Here is a 14,051-nt window from a genome sequence, read left to right on the forward strand (position 1 = left end):
GTCGCGGCGCGGGTCGGCTCAGATGAGCGAGAGTTCGCGGAGCTTCGCGGCGACGTCGTCGTTGCTCGGCTCGACGTGGTGCGTCGCGTCGGGGTAGACCACGACGGGGATGTTGGTGCGACCGGAGATCTCGCGGGCCACATCGGCGGCGTCGGGCTCGGCTTCGAGGTCGATGTAGCGGTAGTCGACTCCGAGGCTGTCGAGCTGCGCCTTCGTGCGGCGGCAGTCGCGGCACCAGTCGGCGCCGAACATCGTGATCTGAGCGGACGTGTCGGTCATCACTCCAGCGTACGCCCGCCCACCGCCGTGGGCGCGGCGTCGGGTTGCGCCGCGCGGCGCCCGGATCTGCGGGGGGCGTAGACGACGAGGGCGTGGAAGACGAAGCGCAGCACGAAGGCGGCGACGAGGGTGAGGGCCGCGGCGAGGACCGCCGGGATGTGCGCTCCCTCGACGAGGATCGACAGCACCGGGATGCGGACGATCGCCTCGAGCCCGTTGAAGCTGAACGACTTCAGGAACCGGGTGAGCATGCGGCCCGATTCGGAGCGCATGTCGGCGAAGACGAGGTACTCGAGCAGCAGGAAGTTCGTGATGATCGTCACGACGCTCGCCACGACGGCGGCGGGGACGTAGTCCATCCCGAGGCGGATGAGGCCCCACATGATCACGAGGTTCGCAATGGCCCCGAACCCGCCGACGAGCGCGAACGCCGACATTCGGCCGAAGCGCAGCATCGCGAGCTGGGTGAGGAAGCGGACGCCCTGCGTGAACGTCGCCTTCGAGGTGCCGGCGTGGCGCTGCGCGAAGTCGAAGGGCACCTCGTCGACGCGCAGCTGACGACGGGCGAGCACCTCGAGCAGGATCTTGAAGCCGCGCGGGCGCAGGGCGTCGACGTCGACGGCGTGCGTGTCGAGCAGGAAGAACCCCGTCATCGGGTCGGTGCAGTTCGCGAGCTTGCGCGGGAACATCGCCTTCGTCAGCGCGGTCGAGGCGCGCGAGACGGCGGTGCGGGTCGCGTCGGCGAGTCCCTTCGAGGTGCCGCCCGACGCGTACCGCGAAGCGACGACGACATCCACGTCGCCGCGTTCGGCGCGCTTGATGAGGCGGGGGATGTCCTCGGGGGGATGCTGCAGGTCGCCGTCCATGACGAGGCACCAGCGCGAGCTCGCCGCCTGGAACCCGGCGACGACGGCGCCCCCGAGACCGGCGACCGGCTGCTCGCGGTGGATCAGGCGGACGGGGAAGGGCGACGCGCGGGCCGCCGCCGCGATGATGTCGGCCGTGTCGTCGGTCGAGTCGTCGACGAAGACGACCTCGAAGACGCGGCCGTCGAGCGTGTCACCGATGCGCCGCAGCAGCTCGACGACGTTCGGACCCTCGTTGAAGGTCGGAACGATGATCGACAGATCCATGGCGGGGCTCGCGATGCTCGGCGGGCACGGGACGTCTCAGCCTAATGGCGCCTGCCCGGGCGGGACTGAGGATGTCCCCGGCGAACCTCCTGTGAGGGCTGGGGGCGGGTGCCGTCGCGCACGGCGGGCTCGTGGGCGCGTGTGGGCCGCATCGCCCTCGGCCTGGCTGTGGATGGGCGTCTCGCTCATCCTGCTCGGCGTCATCCAGATCGTCCGGGCCTCGCGGCTGCGCACGATCTGACCCCTCTGCTAGACAAGGGGGATGATCTGGGGGGATGCCGCTGACACCCGAGCGCGCCGGGTGCGGAGCGGTCTCGTCCTCGCCGTCGCGGCGCTGGTCCTGACGACGGGGTGCGTCGCGACCGCGACGGAGGCCCGGAGTGTCGCGGAGGTGGCGAGCGGGCCGACTCCGGAGGCGAGCCCCGACCCGACCCCGGTGGCGACCCCCGTGGTGATCCCCGCCGACGGGCCGGTCGTCGGCGAGCAGACCGTGTCGGGCGTCGGCCCTCGGACCGAGGAGCGGGTGCCGCTGGCCGTGCCCGCGGCCGCGCGTTCCGTGCTCATCGACCTCTCCTGCGACGCCCCGTCGCACTTCGTCGCCGAGCTGGGCGACGCGATGATGCTCGGGCAGGCGCAGCTGTCGGGCGAGTGCGACGGTTCCCGCACCCTGGCCTGGCCCTGGACGTACGGATCGTCGGGGATGCTGTGGCTGTCGATCGGGCCGGAGGTCGGGTGGACCCTCTCCGTCACCTACTCCTCCGAGCCGTTCGTGCAGGACGCCGACCTGGTCGAGGAGTGCGAGGCATACTCGCAGGTGTACAGCCAGGTCTCGAACGCCGACGACGGCTACGGCTTCTACGCGGCGTTCGGAGCCGACGAATGGAACACACGGGTGGATGCCGCGGCACGGTCGGCGGCCGCGCTCGCCGACGCGTCGGACACGTCGCTCGCCGACGGGTTCGCCGCCATGCGCGACGTTCTCGCGGAGCGCTCGCCGATCCCGGGTGGGATGACGGAGGTGCAGGAGTTCTGGGAGGTGCACCGGCCGATCGCGGAGACCTGCGCGTGGAACCACAGCGAGATCGCGGTCTACGCCGAGTTCGGCGGCTGACCTCTCAGCTCACGTGGTCGCGCCAGGAGTGCTGCGGCCGGTAGCCGAGCAGGCGCTGCGCCTTCGCGGTCGAGAACAGCGAATCGTGCGTGCCGAGGTCGCCGCGCGTCTCGGCATCCGGGAACACCTCGGCGACCAGCTCGTCGTTCGGGCGGCTCATGACGGTGTCGGCGGCGGCGATGAGGAAGTGGTCGAACCCGGCGGGCGCGACCTCGAGGGCCCGCGCGACCGCCTGCGCACCGTCGCGCGCGTCGATGTAGCTCCACAGGTTCCACTTGCGGCCGCGGGCGTCGGCGTCGAAGGAAGGGAATTCCGCGTAGTCCTCCGGCACCATCACGTTCGAGAACCGCAGGGCGGTGATGGATGCCGCCGGGTACCAGCGCGTCAGCTGGATCGCCGTCTGCTCCTCGAGGTGCTTCACGAGCGAGTACACCGACTCGGGCCGCGCGGGGTAGTCCTCGTCGACCGGGATGTAGGGCGGCGGGACGTCGAACGGCAGCCCCTGCACGGTCTCGCTCGAGGCGTAGACGATCTTCGTGATGCCGATCCGCAGCGCCGCCCAGAACACGTTGAACGTGCTCGCGATGTTGTTGTGGAAGGTCGCGACGTCCGAGCGGATGCCGGGGGCCGGGATCGCCGCGAGGTGCACGAGCGCCTCGATGCCGTCGTGCTGGTCGCCGACCCCGGTCAGCGCGTCGATGACCTGGCCGTAGTCGGTCAGGTCGACCTGGACGAAGCCGGGTCCGCGCCGGCCGTGGACGTCGAAGCCGATGACCTCGTGACCGGCGGCCCGGAGTTCGCGGACGACGACCGTGCCGAGCTTGCCGGAGGACCCTGTGACGGCGATGCGCATCCCGCCAGCATGACACGCGCTCAGGGCACGGGGGCCGTCACCAGCCGTGGGTGTTGAGCCACTCCCGGCGGTGGGCGGTCTCGGCATCCGTCTCGTGCGGATCCGACGTCTCGTGCGGGGTGAGCCTGCCGTCCCCGAGGGGGACGAAGCGATGGCAGACCGGGCACAGGGCGCGCCCATGGGGCCAGCCGTCCGGGAGCGCTGCGGCGGGCTCGCCGGGTTCGCCGGAGCCGGGGCAGCCGGCGGGATCGGCCGCGGCATCCGTCCACATGATCGTGCGGTGCCGGTGCAGGCCGGGGTGGTCGAGCGGCCGCGTGCACCGGCGGCCGTCGTTGCGGCTGCGACAGAAGCGGATGACGCCGGTCATCAGTTGATGATCTCGCCGCCGGACTCCTCGATCGCGGCGATCCGGCGCTTCCAGTCCGCGAGGGCGTCGGGCGTCAGGCGCGGAAAGTCGGTGATCTCACCGACGATGCGCAGCGGTTCGGTGCTCCGGTACGAGCGGGTCGGGTTGCCGGGGAACTTCTTGTCGGTGACGTTCGGGTCGTCCTCGAACGGCCCGGTCGGCTCGACGATGTAGACGCGCGGCTCGCCGTCGCCGGCGGCGAGCTCGGCCGCGAGGCCCGCGCCGTCGCGCTGCGCCGTGAAGTAGATGTGGTTCATCACGATCGACGGCCGGTAGTTCGAGCGTCGCCCCGCGACCAGCAGATCACCGATCCGCAGGTCGGCCTTCGTGCCGTGGAAGAAGGGTCCCGTCTCGTGCGCTGCGCTCACCGCGCCAGGCTAGCGCGCAGGCTCAGGCGTCGGTACGGGGCATCGGCGCGAGGCGGGTGAGCTGGGTCACGTGCCGCGGCTCGAGCTCGGCGATCGAGGCGACGCCGAGGAGCTTCATGGTGCGCTCGATCTCGCTGCGGAGGATCTCGATCGTCTTGTCGACGCCCGCCCGGCCGCCCGCCATGAGGCCGTACAGGTAGGCGCGGCCGATGAGGGTGAACTTCGCGCCGAGCGCCATCGCGGCGACGATGTCGGCGCCGTTCATGATGCCGGTGTCGACCATGACCGTCGCGTCCTTACCGACCTCGCGCACGACGGTGGGCAGCAGGTGGAAGGGGATGGGTGCCCGGTCGAGCTGGCGCCCGCCGTGGTTCGACAAGATGATGCCGTCGACGCCGTGGTCGATGAGGCGCTTCGAATCCTCGACGTTCTGGACGCCCTTGATGACGATCTTGCCGGGCCAGATCTCGCGGATGACCTTCAGGTCCTCGTAGCTGATCGTCGGGTCCATCGCGGCGTTGAGCAGGTCGCCGACCGTGCCGCCCGTCGCCGACAGCGACGCGAACTCGAGCTTGGGGGTCGTGAGGAAGTCGATCCACCACCACGGCCGCGGGATCGCGTTGACGATCGTCCCGAGGGTGAGCTGCGGCGGGATCGAGAAGCCGTTGCGCTTGTCGCGCAGGCGCGCCCCGGCGACGGGGGTGTCGACGGTGAACTGCAGGGTGTCGAAACCGGCCTCGGCGGCGCGTTTCGCGAGTCCGTACGAGATCTCGCGGTCGCGCATGACGTACAGCTGGAACCAGTTGCGCCCGTGCGGGTTGGCGGCCTTCACGCCCTCGATCGAGGTGGTCCCGAGGGTCGAGAGGGTGAACGGGATGCCGGCGGCCCCCGCCGCTCCCGCGCCCGCGACCTCGCCCTCGGTCTGCATGAGGCGGGTGAAACCGGTTGGGGCGATGCCGAAGGGGAGCGCCGACGGTCCGCCGAGGATCTCGACGGAAGTGTCGACGTTCTCCGCCGGGCGCAGCACGTCGGGGTGGAACTCGACGTCCTCGAACGCCTGCCGTGCCCGCGCGAGCGAGGTCTCGCCCTCCGCGGCGCCGTCGGTGTAGTCGAACGCGGCCTTGGGAGTGCGGCGCTTCGCGATCTTCCGCAGGTCGGCGATCGTGTACGCGGCATCCAGTCGGCGCTTCGTGCCGTTGAGCTCGGGCTTCTTGAACTGCATGAGCTCGAGCAGCTCGACGGGCTTCGGGAATTGACGCTGCACCATGGGGACCATCTTCCTCTGGAGTGATTCGACCGCGGGCCGTGTTTAACGCAGGAACGCGGCGGCGACGCCGGAGTCCACGGGGATGTGCAGGCCGGTCGTGCGCGAGAGCTCGGGGCCGGTGAGGACGTAGACGGCGTCGGCGACGTTCTCGGGGACGACCTCGCGCTTGAGGATCGTGCGGTTGGCGTAGAACTGGCCGAGGTCCTCTTCCTTGACGCCGTAGGTCGCGGCGCGGTTGGCGCCCCAGCCGGCGGCGAAGATGCCCGAGCCGCGCACGACGCCGTCGGGGTTGATGCCGTTCACGCGCACGCCGTGCTCGCCGAGCTCGACGGCCAGCAGGCGCACCTGGTGGGCCTGGTCGGCCTTCGTCGCCGAGTACGCGATGTTGTTCGGACCGGCGAAGACCGAGTTCTTCGACGAGATGTAGATGACGTCGCCGCCCATCTTCTGCTCGATGAGCGCCTTCGCCGCCGCCTTCGCGACGAGGAACGAGCCCTTCGCCATGACGTCGTGCTGCAGATCCCAGTCCTTCTCGGTGGTCTCGAGCAGCGGCTTCGACAGCGACAATCCGGCGTTGTTCACGATGAGGTCGATGCCGCCGAAGGCGAGGACGGTCGCGTCGATCGCGGCCTGCACCCCCGCGGCATCCGCCACGTTCGCGGCGACGCCGATGGCGACGTCCGTGCCGCCGAGCTCGGCGGCGGCGGCCTGCGCCTTCTCGAGGTCGAGGTCGGCGACGACGACGCACGCGCCCTCGGCGGCGAGGCGCGTCGCGATCGCCTTGCCGATGCCGGATGCCGCGCCGGTCACGAACGCGATGCGCCCCTGATGGGTCTTGGGCTTCGGCATCCGCTGCAGCTTCGCCTCTTCGAGGGCCCAGTACTCGATGCGGAACTTCTCCGCGTCGGAGATGGGGGAGTAGGTCGAGAGGGCTTCGGCGCCGCGCATGACGTTGATGGCGTTGACGTAGAACTCGCCGGCGACGCGGGCGGTCTGCTTGTTCGCGCCGTAGCTGAACATGCCGACGCCCGGGACGAGGACGATGAGCGGGTCGGCTCCGCGGATGGCGGGGGAGTCCGCCGTCGCGTGGGCGTCGTAGTACGCCTGGTAGTCGGCGCGGTACGCCTCGTGCAGTTCGCGAAGCCGCGCGATCGCGTCCTCGACGGACGCGGATGCCGGCAGGTCGAGGATGAGCGGCTTGACCTTCGTGCGCAGGAAGTGGTCGGGGCAGCTCGTGCCGAGCTCCGCGAGAGCCGGGGCCTTCTCGGAGGCGAGGAAGTCGAGCACGACGTCGCTGTCGGTGAAGTGACCGACCATGGGCTTGTCGGTCGAGGCGAGCCCGCGGATGGTGGGCGCGAGGGCCGCGGCCTTCGCGCGGCGCTCGGCGTCGGGCAGGGCCTCGAAGCCGGAGCGGATGCCGCCGAAGGGCTGCGGGGCGCCGTGGGCGTCGATGTAGGCCTGGGCCGTCTCGATGATCCAGAGGCTGTTGCGCTCGGACTCCTCGGACGTGTCGCCCCAGGCGGTGATGCCGTGGCCGCCGAGGATGCACCCGATCGCGTTGGGGTTCTCGGCCTTGATGGCGGCGATGTCGAGACCGAGCTGGAAGCCGGGGCGGCGCCACGGGACCCACGCGACCTTCTCGCCGAAGATCTCGCGGGTGAGCTTCTCGCCGTCGGCGGCGGTCGCGATGGCGATGCCGGCGTCGGGATGCAGGTGGTCGACGTGGGCGGCATCCACCAGTCCGTGCATGGCGGTGTCGATCGAGGGGGCGGCGCCGCCCTTGCCGTGGAGGCAGTAGTCGAACGCGGCGACCATCTCGTCTTCGCGTTCAACGCCGGGGTAGACGTCGACGAGCGCGCGCATGCGGTCGAGGCGGAGGACGGCGAGTCCCTCGGGCTTCAGGGTGCCGAGGTCGCCGCCGGAGCCCTTGACCCAGAGGAGCTCGACGGGCTCGCCGGTGACGGGGTCGGTGTCGGTGCCCTTGGCGGAGGTGTTGCCGCCGGCGTAGTTGGTGACTTTGGGGTCGGATCCGAGGCGGTTGCTGCGCGCGATGAGTTCGGCGGCGGCCGTGGGCGTGGAAGACATCGACTCTCCTGCGAGGCTCAGACGTGAAAGATGTTGTGAAACCTTTCACAATCTAACAGAGTCAGCGGATGTCGACCAGATCCCGGAACGGCGACAGCCGATCGTCGGCAGGGTCGAGCTCGGTGACGAGCAGGTCGACGTCGCTCCATTCGAGGGCGCGCGCGACGGCGAGGCGTTCGAGCTTGGACGAGTCGGCGAGCACGACGGTCTCGTCGGCGTTCGCCGAGAGGACGCGCTTGACCTCGGCTTCCTCGAGGGTCGTCTCGCTGGTGCCGAAGGACGGGTCGAGGGCGGCGGCGCTCGTGAAGAAACGGTCGTAGTGGAAGCGGGCGGCGCTCTCGCACGCCTGTGCGCCGACGAAGCTGCCGGTGCGCGGTTCGAGGCGTCCGCCGAGGAGGATCGCGTCGACGCCGGGTCGCCCCTGGGCTGCGCGGAGGTTGTCGTAGGAGTTGGTGACGACGAGGAGCTCGTCGCCGTCGTCGAGGGTGGAGATGAGCGCGCCGACGGTGGAGGAGGCATCCATCGCCGCGGCGCCGCCGTGGGGGAGCAGGTCGTGCGCCTTGCGGGCGATCTCGGCCTTAGCGCCGCCGCGCGCGGCGATCCGGGCGGTGAAGTCCTGCGGCACGATGGCGGCGACCGCGCCGCCGCGGACGCGTCGCGCGAGACCCTCGCGGACGAGGTCGTCGAGATCGCGGCGGACGGTCATCGCAGAGACGCCGAGCGCCTCGGCGGCCGGCTCGAGTCGGACGCTGCCGGATTCGGCGAGCATCTCGAGGAGGAGCGACCGTCGTTCGGCGCTGAGCAACTGCGGCATGCGCTCAGGGTAGCCGGGCCGCCCCGGTGGGCTGCGGCGTGTTTAGGCTCGATACGTGAGCGAGCGCCCGGCGGTGATGTGCCCCACCTGCGGCGACCCGCTGCGCTTCGAGATCCTCGACGACGAGCGCTTCACCGTCGCGTGCTCGTGCCTGAACTGCGGGCTCGTGCGGGTGACCGAGCCGCGGTGAGGGTCAGCTCCGGCGCTCGGCGATGATCGCCCCGACGGGTCGCGTGCCGCGCCCGGCGCGGCGGTGGGTCTCGACGACGTCGAACCCGGCGGATTCCAGCACCTGCTGCAGGTCGCCCGCGCGCCAGCGGTAGGCACGCGTGATGGCGTGGTCGAACGCCTCCGTCTCGTCTGCGTCGAAGTAGCCGAGCAGCAGCGTCCCGCCCGGCCGCAGCACTCGCGCGAATTCAGCCAGCGGCACCCCGATGTCGGACGGCTCGTGGTGGATCGTCGAGAACCATGCCAGCACGCCGCCGATCGCGGCATCCGCTTCATCGATCGACTCGATGCTCTCGACGTCGAACTGGATGCCCGGGTGGGTCGCACGAGCGTGGTCGATGAACTCCGGCACCAGGTCGATCCCGCGGATGTCGGCGCCCCGCTCCGCGAGGTGTTGCGTCCAGTGGCCCGGCCCGCAGCCCGCGTCGATGAGCCGACCGGATGCCGCGGCTCCCCACGTCTCGATGAGGTGGCGATCCGCGTCGTGCATCGCGCTCATGGACCCGAGCGCGTCCACGTACTCCGCCGCCCGGCGGGAGTACGCGGCAGTCGTGCGGGTCACCCTGCGAGGCTATCGAGGCCGCCCACGTGAGACGATCCCGAGGTGAAGATCACCCAGGTGCGAAACGCCACGCTGCTGCTCGAGGTCGGCGGCATCCGCGTCCTCGTCGATCCGATGCTGGGGGCGAAGGGGTCGCAGCCCGGATTCGCCAGCGAGCGCCGCAACCCGCTGGTCGACCTCGTCGTCCCGCTCGCCGATCTGCTCGATCCCGACATCGTGGTCGTGACGCACACGCATTCCGATCACTGGGATGCCGCGGCCGCCGCGCTCCTGCCGCGTGACGTTCCCGTACTCGTCCAGCACGACGAGGACGCCGCCAAGATCGCCGACGCCGGCTTCACGCGGGTGACCGTCCTGGACGAGCCGACGACGATGCAGGGCGCGACGTTCACGCGCACCGGCGGGCAGCACGGCTCCGACGCGACGCTCGCCGCGGCCCCGCGTCTCGGCGAGGTGATGGGTGTGGTCATCGCCCACCCCGACGAGCAGACGCTCTACATCGCCGGCGACACCGTCTACCACCCCGCAGTGGAGCAGGCGCTCGCCGCCCACCGGCCGGATGTCGTCGTCCTCAACACGGGCGAAGCCGTGCTCCCGGGGCTGGACCCGATCCTCATGGGAGCCGAGGACGTCGTGCGCGTGAACCGTCTCGCTCCCGATGCCCGCATCGTCGCGGTTCACATGGAGGCGCTCGATCACTGCACCGTCACCCGCGCCGATGTGCGCGCGACAGCGGAGGCGCACGGGATCGTGGAGTTCGTCGATATCCCGGAGGACGGGCAGACGCTCAGCGTCTGATCAGCGCTGTGCGCGATTGCTGTTCGCGGCGTTGGTGGCGGCGTCGCGCTCGCGGTCGAGCAGACCATCACGCACGCCCCGACGCACCGCCAGATACGTGACGTAACTCCAGACGGCGAGCAAGGTCACGGCGAGCACGGCGGCAGTGAGCGGATCCATCCGTCCACCATCACGAAGCGCGGGGCCGATGTCCACTGTCGGAAAGGCAAAACCCCCGCCATGTAGAAGCTAGGCGAGGGTTTCTGGGACCGTTGTAACGACGGTCCGTGTGGCTCCGACGGGCGTCGATCCCGTGACCTCACGATTTTCAGTCGTGCGCTCTACCAACTGAGCTACAGAGCCGCATGGCATCCGAAGGTGCCATGTCCTAGACGAAGAGCCCTCTGAAAACAAAGGGCTCGTCGCTCGGAGCGACCCTGACGGGACTTGAACCCGCGACCTCCGCCGTGACAGGGCGGCACGCTAACCAACTGCGCTACAGGGCCATGCTTATTAAATTGTGGGAGTGACCCCAACGGGATTCGAACCCGTGCTACCGCCGTGAAAGGGCGGCGTCCTAGGCCGCTAAACGATGGGGCCGAGCGAACCCGGGGGCTCACGCTTACCGAGGGTCAAGCATATGCGATCCCCGACGAATGTGCGAATCGAGGGCGCGCCGCCTTCTCCCAGGTCTCCTGCCGAGGCACGATGTCGGTGCCCGTCCGCACTTTCCCTGTGACGAATGTGAACAGTGTTGCTACTGTGATGGGCGGATCAGCACGCCATCTGGCCGAGGGAAGGGTGTGTGCAGTGACCGATCTTTCCGAGGCGTCGGACGTCGATTGCGGCTGCGCGCCCACCGCCGACGAGATGCGATCGTTCTCTCGCATCAGTCGGCGCAACGCCCTGGGACTCGGCATCCTCGGTGTGGCCGCGGCATCCACCGGTCTGGGCTTCGCCCTTCCCGCCTTCGCCGCCACCTCGTACCCCAGCTGGGACGACGTCGAGAAGGCCCGCAACAACGAAGCCGCCAAGGGCTCTGAGATCACCCGCATCCAGAACCTCATCTCGTCGCTCGAGAACGACGTCGCCGCCAAGCAGGCCGAAGCCGAGCGCCTCGGCGTCGAGTACCAGGACGCCCTCATCGCGTTCGAGGACGCCGCTGCCCGTGCCGACGCGCTGCAGGCCAAGGCCGACGCCGAAGAGGCCCGCGCCAAGGAGTCCGCTGCGAAGCTCGGCGTCCTCGCCGCACAGCAGTACCGCTCCGGCAAGGGCGACGCGACCCTCGAGCTCTTCTTCTCCGACTCGTCCGCCAGCGCCGACGACCTGCTCGGACGCCTCGGCACCATGGACCGCCTCGTCGACGCCAACCGCGATGTCTACGCCGAGGCCGTCGGCGCTCGCGACAGCGCGAAGAGCCTCGCCGCCCAGGCCCAGGTCGCACGCGACGAGCGCGACAAGCGCAAGGTCGAGGCCGAGCAGAAGATGCAGGCTGCGCAGGATGCCGCGCAAGCCGCGCAGGCCGCCCTCGCCGCCCAGAACGAACACCGCGAAGTCCTCGAAGCGCAGCTCGACGCCCTCCGCGACACCACGGCCAAGACCGTGGCCGGGTACAAGGCCGGCGTCGAAGCCGCCCGCAAGGCGCGCGAAGAGGCCGCCCGCAAGGCGCGTGAAGAGGCCGCCCGCAAGGCTCGCGAAGAGGAAGCCCGCCGCATCGCGGAAGAGAAGCGCCGCCGCGAAGAAGAGGCCAAGAACAACCAGGGTGGCGGCGGTTCGAGCGGCGGCGGTGGCGGCGGTTCCAGCAGTGGCGGTTCCAGCGGGGGCGGCGGGGGTGGCGGCGTCGTCCAGTCGTCCGGGTGGGTGCGTCCCGCCCACGGCTGGATCAGCTCCTGGTTCGGCACGCGCGGCAGCATCTGCGGTTCCGGCGGCTGCACGGCCAGCGGCCACCGCGGCATCGACTTCGCCAGCTCCTGCGGCTCGCCGATCTACGCCGCGGCATCCGGCACCGTCGTCTTCGCCGGCTACAGCGGAGCCTGGGGCAACTACATCCAGGTCCGCCACAGCGACGGCACCGTCACCGGGTACGCGCACATCATCAACGGCGGCTACAACGTCGGCTACGGCGACCGCGTCCGCGCCGGTCAGACGATCGCCTACATCGGCAGCACCGGCGCCTCCACCGGCTGCCACCTGCACTTCGAGGTTTACCGCGGAGGCGTCCGCATCGACCCGGCGCCCTTCCTGCGCGCCCGCGGCATCAGCGTCTGACGCCGCTCGCCCGGAGACGACAGAGGGTCGGATGCCGCGCGGCATCCGACCCTCTTCGTGTCACGTCAGAGCGTGTTCGGCGACTCGCCCTCACCCTGCGTGCGGGTCTCGCCCTCGTGCTGCTCGAAGCGCTCGAACGCCTCGCCGACCAGGCGCTCGGCCTCGGCGGCGTTCGCCCACTCGTCGACCTTGACCCACTTGCCCGGCTCGAGGTCCTTGTAGCGCTCGAAGAAGTGGCCGATCTCGCCCTTGGTCCACTCGTCGATGTCGTCGACGTCCTGAATGTGCGACCAGCGCGGATCCTTCGCGAGGACCGCGACGACCTTGTCGTCGCCACCGGCCTCGTCGCTCATCTTCAGGACGGCGACGGGGCGGACCTTGGCCAGCACGCCCGGGTAGATCTCGCGGTCGAGCAGGACCAGCACGTCGAGCGGGTCGCCGTCCTCGCCGAGCGTGTTCTCGAAGAAGCCGTAGTTCGCGGGGTACCCCATGGGGGTGAACAGAACGCGGTCGAGGAAGACGCGGCCCGTGCCGTGGTCGACCTCGTACTTCACGCGGCTGCCGCGCGGGATCTCGATGACGGCGTCGTACGCGCCCATGCCTGTGCTCCTTTGAATGTCCGGTGGGATGCGCCGACCAGCCTACTGGCGCCGCTGCGTGTGCCGAACTCCGGAAGAAGCGCCGCGAACAGCCGCCTTCGGCCCCTGTCGCCGCGGTTTCACCTGCATTCGGCACGCCGCCGCGCACCGTCTTCAGTCTCCACGCCCGTGGCGGGCGCCCGCCCGGCGCGGAATCACGCGCGAGCCCCGACAGGCCTCGGCGCCGCAGACTGAGTACGGCACACTGGGCCGGATAGCGTGGAGCCGTGCCGTCCCTGAACCCCGCTGTCGCCGAGGTCCGCCGCGCCGTCCGCGCCGCCCTGACCGGGCTTCCGGAGGGCGCCGTCGTCATCGTCGGGCTGTCGGGCGGGGCCGATTCGCTGGCTCTGGCCGCGGCCGTCGGCTTCGAGGCACCCAAGCTCGGACTGCGGGCCGCCTCGGTCACCGTCGACCACGGTCTGCAGGCCGACTCGGCCGAGGTCGCCGCCCGCGCCGCGCGCGCGGCCGCACGCCTCGACCTCGACCCGGTCGTCGTGCGCGTCGAGGTCGGTGCCGACGGCGGACCCGAGGCCGCCGCACGCGATGCGCGGTACCGCGTGCTCCGGGATGCCGCGCGCGACGCCCGCGCCGCCGCGGTGCTGGTGGCCCACACCCTCGACGACCAGGCCGAGACCGTCCTCCTGGGGCTCGCGCGCGGATCGGGGGCGGGCAGCCTGCAGGGGATGGCGGCGACATCCGATCTCGACGGCGTGCCGCTGCTGCGGCCCCTGCTCGAGGTGCGCCGCGCGACGACGCGGGCCGCCTGCGCCGCGCAGGGCCTCGAGCCCTGGGACGACCCCCACAACGAAGACGCGCGCTACACCCGCGTGCGCGTCCGCGAGCGGGTGCTGCCCGTGCTCGAGGCCGAGCTCGGCCCGGGTATCGCCGAGGCGCTCGCCAGGACGGCGGCGCAGCTGCGGGAGGACGCCGAGGCCTTCGACGAGATGATCGACGAGACCATCGAGGACATCGTCGAGCACGCCGAGGCCGGCATCGCCGTCTCGGTCGCCGCGCTCGCCGCCAACCCGCCGGCGTTGCGCCACCGCATCATCCGGCACGTCGTCGCGAGCGAGTTCCACGCCTCGCTGACGCGCACGCAGACCCTCGAGGTGGCGCGGCTGGTGACGGACTGGGCGGGGCAGGGTCCCATCGACCTGCCCGGATGCCGCGCCCGCCGCGTCGGCGCGATGATCGAGTTCACGGGAGCCGAGGCCGGGACGGGCGCCCGGTTCCCGGCATCCGATCGCGAACTTTAGACTTCT

The 14,051-nt window shown here is 70.7% G+C and carries 16 protein-coding genes and 3 tRNA genes; 5 read left to right on the top strand and 14 right to left on the bottom strand.

What is annotated here, in order from left to right:
- Positions 1-18: 18 nt before the first annotated feature.
- Positions 19-279: a glutaredoxin family protein gene (locus AYL44_RS12335; RefSeq protein ID WP_064003594.1), complete on the bottom strand. Its 261-nt coding sequence runs from the start codon at positions 277-279 to the stop codon at positions 19-21.
- The gene (locus AYL44_RS12340; protein WP_064003595.1) at positions 279-1,412 is read right to left on the bottom strand and encodes a glycosyltransferase; all 1,134 of its coding nucleotides are present in this window, start codon (positions 1,410-1,412) and stop codon (positions 279-281) included. The genes AYL44_RS12335 and AYL44_RS12340 overlap by 1 nt, the downstream gene beginning before the upstream one ends.
- A 262-nt stretch (positions 1,413-1,674) precedes the next feature.
- Between AYL44_RS12340 and AYL44_RS12345 the strand changes: the two genes are divergently transcribed.
- Positions 1,675-2,523 carry a hypothetical protein gene (locus tag AYL44_RS12345; protein ID WP_231872802.1) on the top strand — a complete coding sequence of 283 codons (849 nt, stop codon included), beginning with the start codon at positions 1,675-1,677 and terminating at the stop codon, positions 2,521-2,523.
- A 4-nt stretch (positions 2,524-2,527) separates the two neighbouring features.
- Here the strand turns inward: AYL44_RS12345 and AYL44_RS12350 are convergent, their stop codons facing one another.
- The 6 genes from AYL44_RS12350 to AYL44_RS12375 form a co-directional block, all read right to left on the bottom strand.
- Positions 2,528-3,376: an NAD-dependent epimerase/dehydratase family protein gene (locus AYL44_RS12350; RefSeq protein WP_064003596.1), complete on the bottom strand. Its 849-nt coding sequence runs from the start codon at positions 3,374-3,376 to the stop codon at positions 2,528-2,530.
- Positions 3,377-3,413: 37 nt separating this feature from the next.
- Complete coding sequence (locus AYL44_RS12355; RefSeq protein WP_064003597.1) at positions 3,414-3,743, bottom strand: hypothetical protein; 330 nt, start codon at positions 3,741-3,743, stop codon at positions 3,414-3,416.
- Positions 3,743-4,150 (bottom strand): NAD(+)--rifampin ADP-ribosyltransferase, encoded by a 408-nt coding sequence (gene arr / locus AYL44_RS12360; RefSeq protein ID WP_064003598.1) that lies wholly within the window; start codon positions 4,148-4,150, stop codon positions 3,743-3,745. Before arr ends, AYL44_RS12355 begins: the two co-directional genes overlap by 1 nt.
- A 22-nt stretch (positions 4,151-4,172) precedes the next feature.
- Positions 4,173-5,417 carry an alpha-hydroxy acid oxidase gene (locus tag AYL44_RS12365; protein WP_064003599.1) on the bottom strand — a complete coding sequence of 415 codons (1,245 nt, stop codon included), beginning with the start codon at positions 5,415-5,417 and terminating at the stop codon, positions 4,173-4,175.
- Positions 5,418-5,459: 42 nt separating this feature from the next.
- On the bottom strand, positions 5,460-7,502 hold the full coding sequence (locus AYL44_RS12370; protein ID WP_064003600.1) for a bifunctional rhamnulose-1-phosphate aldolase/short-chain dehydrogenase: 2,043 nt from the start codon (positions 7,500-7,502) through the stop codon (positions 5,460-5,462).
- A gap of 61 nt (positions 7,503-7,563) precedes the next feature.
- The gene (locus AYL44_RS12375; RefSeq protein WP_064003601.1) at positions 7,564-8,316 is read right to left on the bottom strand and encodes a DeoR/GlpR family DNA-binding transcription regulator; all 753 of its coding nucleotides are present in this window, start codon (positions 8,314-8,316) and stop codon (positions 7,564-7,566) included.
- 55 nt (positions 8,317-8,371) lie between these two features.
- Between AYL44_RS12375 and AYL44_RS14860 the strand changes: the two genes are divergently transcribed.
- Positions 8,372-8,506, top strand: a complete 135-nt coding sequence (locus AYL44_RS14860) for a hypothetical protein (RefSeq protein WP_269454693.1) — start codon at positions 8,372-8,374, stop codon at positions 8,504-8,506.
- A gap of 3 nt (positions 8,507-8,509) precedes the next feature.
- Here the strand turns inward: AYL44_RS14860 and AYL44_RS12380 are convergent, their stop codons facing one another.
- Positions 8,510-9,106 carry a class I SAM-dependent methyltransferase gene (locus AYL44_RS12380; RefSeq protein ID WP_064003602.1) on the bottom strand — a complete coding sequence of 199 codons (597 nt, stop codon included), beginning with the start codon at positions 9,104-9,106 and terminating at the stop codon, positions 8,510-8,512.
- A gap of 42 nt (positions 9,107-9,148) precedes the next feature.
- On the opposite strand from AYL44_RS12380, the gene AYL44_RS12385 reads away from it, so the two are divergent.
- Complete coding sequence (locus tag AYL44_RS12385; RefSeq protein ID WP_064003603.1) at positions 9,149-9,904, top strand: MBL fold metallo-hydrolase; 756 nt, start codon at positions 9,149-9,151, stop codon at positions 9,902-9,904.
- Here the strand turns inward: AYL44_RS12385 and AYL44_RS14620 are convergent, their stop codons facing one another.
- From AYL44_RS14620 to AYL44_RS12400, 4 genes are all read right to left on the bottom strand, one after another.
- Positions 9,905-10,063, bottom strand: coding sequence for a hypothetical protein (locus tag AYL44_RS14620; protein WP_157532676.1), 159 nt, complete (start codon positions 10,061-10,063; stop codon positions 9,905-9,907).
- A gap of 110 nt (positions 10,064-10,173) precedes the next feature.
- Positions 10,174-10,246, bottom strand: a tRNA-Phe gene (locus AYL44_RS12390).
- 69 nt (positions 10,247-10,315) lie between these two features.
- Positions 10,316-10,389: transfer RNA gene (locus AYL44_RS12395), tRNA-Asp, on the bottom strand.
- Positions 10,390-10,410: 21 nt separating this feature from the next.
- Positions 10,411-10,483 (bottom strand) — tRNA-Glu (locus AYL44_RS12400).
- 210 nt (positions 10,484-10,693) lie between these two features.
- Here AYL44_RS12400 and AYL44_RS12405 point away from each other — a divergent pair.
- Entirely contained in the window at positions 10,694-12,151 is a 1,458-nt protein-coding gene (locus AYL44_RS12405) for a M23 family metallopeptidase (RefSeq protein ID WP_064003604.1), read from the top strand.
- A gap of 65 nt (positions 12,152-12,216) precedes the next feature.
- Here the strand turns inward: AYL44_RS12405 and AYL44_RS12410 are convergent, their stop codons facing one another.
- Positions 12,217-12,750 carry an inorganic diphosphatase gene (locus AYL44_RS12410; RefSeq protein WP_064003605.1) on the bottom strand — a complete coding sequence of 178 codons (534 nt, stop codon included), beginning with the start codon at positions 12,748-12,750 and terminating at the stop codon, positions 12,217-12,219.
- Positions 12,751-13,016: 266 nt separating this feature from the next.
- On the opposite strand from AYL44_RS12410, the gene tilS reads away from it, so the two are divergent.
- Positions 13,017-14,045 carry a tRNA lysidine(34) synthetase TilS gene (tilS, locus tag AYL44_RS12415; protein WP_064003606.1) on the top strand — a complete coding sequence of 343 codons (1,029 nt, stop codon included), beginning with the start codon at positions 13,017-13,019 and terminating at the stop codon, positions 14,043-14,045.
- Positions 14,046-14,051: the final 6 nt, after the last annotated feature.

Source organism: Microbacterium oleivorans (assembly GCF_001644225.1).
Taxonomy (GTDB): domain Bacteria; phylum Actinomycetota; class Actinomycetes; order Actinomycetales; family Microbacteriaceae; genus Microbacterium; species Microbacterium gawkjiense.

What these genes read in the sequence shown, in the direction of transcription:
- AYL44_RS12340 (WP_064003595.1), bottom strand. Translation starts at nt 1,412, where the DNA reads ATGGATCTGTCGATCATCGTTCCGACCTTCAACGAGGGTCCGAACGTC.
- AYL44_RS12410 (WP_064003605.1), bottom strand. Translation starts at nt 12,750, where the DNA reads ATGGGCGCGTACGACGCCGTCATCGAGATCCCGCGCGGCAGCCGCGTG.
- AYL44_RS12350 (WP_064003596.1), bottom strand. Translation starts at nt 3,376, where the DNA reads ATGCGCATCGCCGTCACAGGGTCCTCCGGCAAGCTCGGCACGGTCGTC.
- AYL44_RS14620 (WP_157532676.1), bottom strand. Translation starts at nt 10,063, where the DNA reads ATGGATCCGCTCACTGCCGCCGTGCTCGCCGTGACCTTGCTCGCCGTC.
- AYL44_RS12370 (WP_064003600.1), bottom strand. Translation starts at nt 7,502, where the DNA reads ATGTCTTCCACGCCCACGGCCGCCGCCGAACTCATCGCGCGCAGCAAC.
- AYL44_RS12335 (WP_064003594.1), bottom strand. Translation starts at nt 279, where the DNA reads ATGACCGACACGTCCGCTCAGATCACGATGTTCGGCGCCGACTGGTGC.
- AYL44_RS12365 (WP_064003599.1), bottom strand. Translation starts at nt 5,417, where the DNA reads ATGGTGCAGCGTCAATTCCCGAAGCCCGTCGAGCTGCTCGAGCTCATG.
- AYL44_RS12355 (WP_064003597.1), bottom strand. Translation starts at nt 3,743, where the DNA reads ATGACCGGCGTCATCCGCTTCTGTCGCAGCCGCAACGACGGCCGCCGG.
- AYL44_RS12345 (WP_231872802.1), top strand. Translation starts at nt 1,675, where the DNA reads ATGATCTGGGGGGATGCCGCTGACACCCGAGCGCGCCGGGTGCGGAGC.
- AYL44_RS12375 (WP_064003601.1), bottom strand. Translation starts at nt 8,316, where the DNA reads ATGCCGCAGTTGCTCAGCGCCGAACGACGGTCGCTCCTCCTCGAGATG.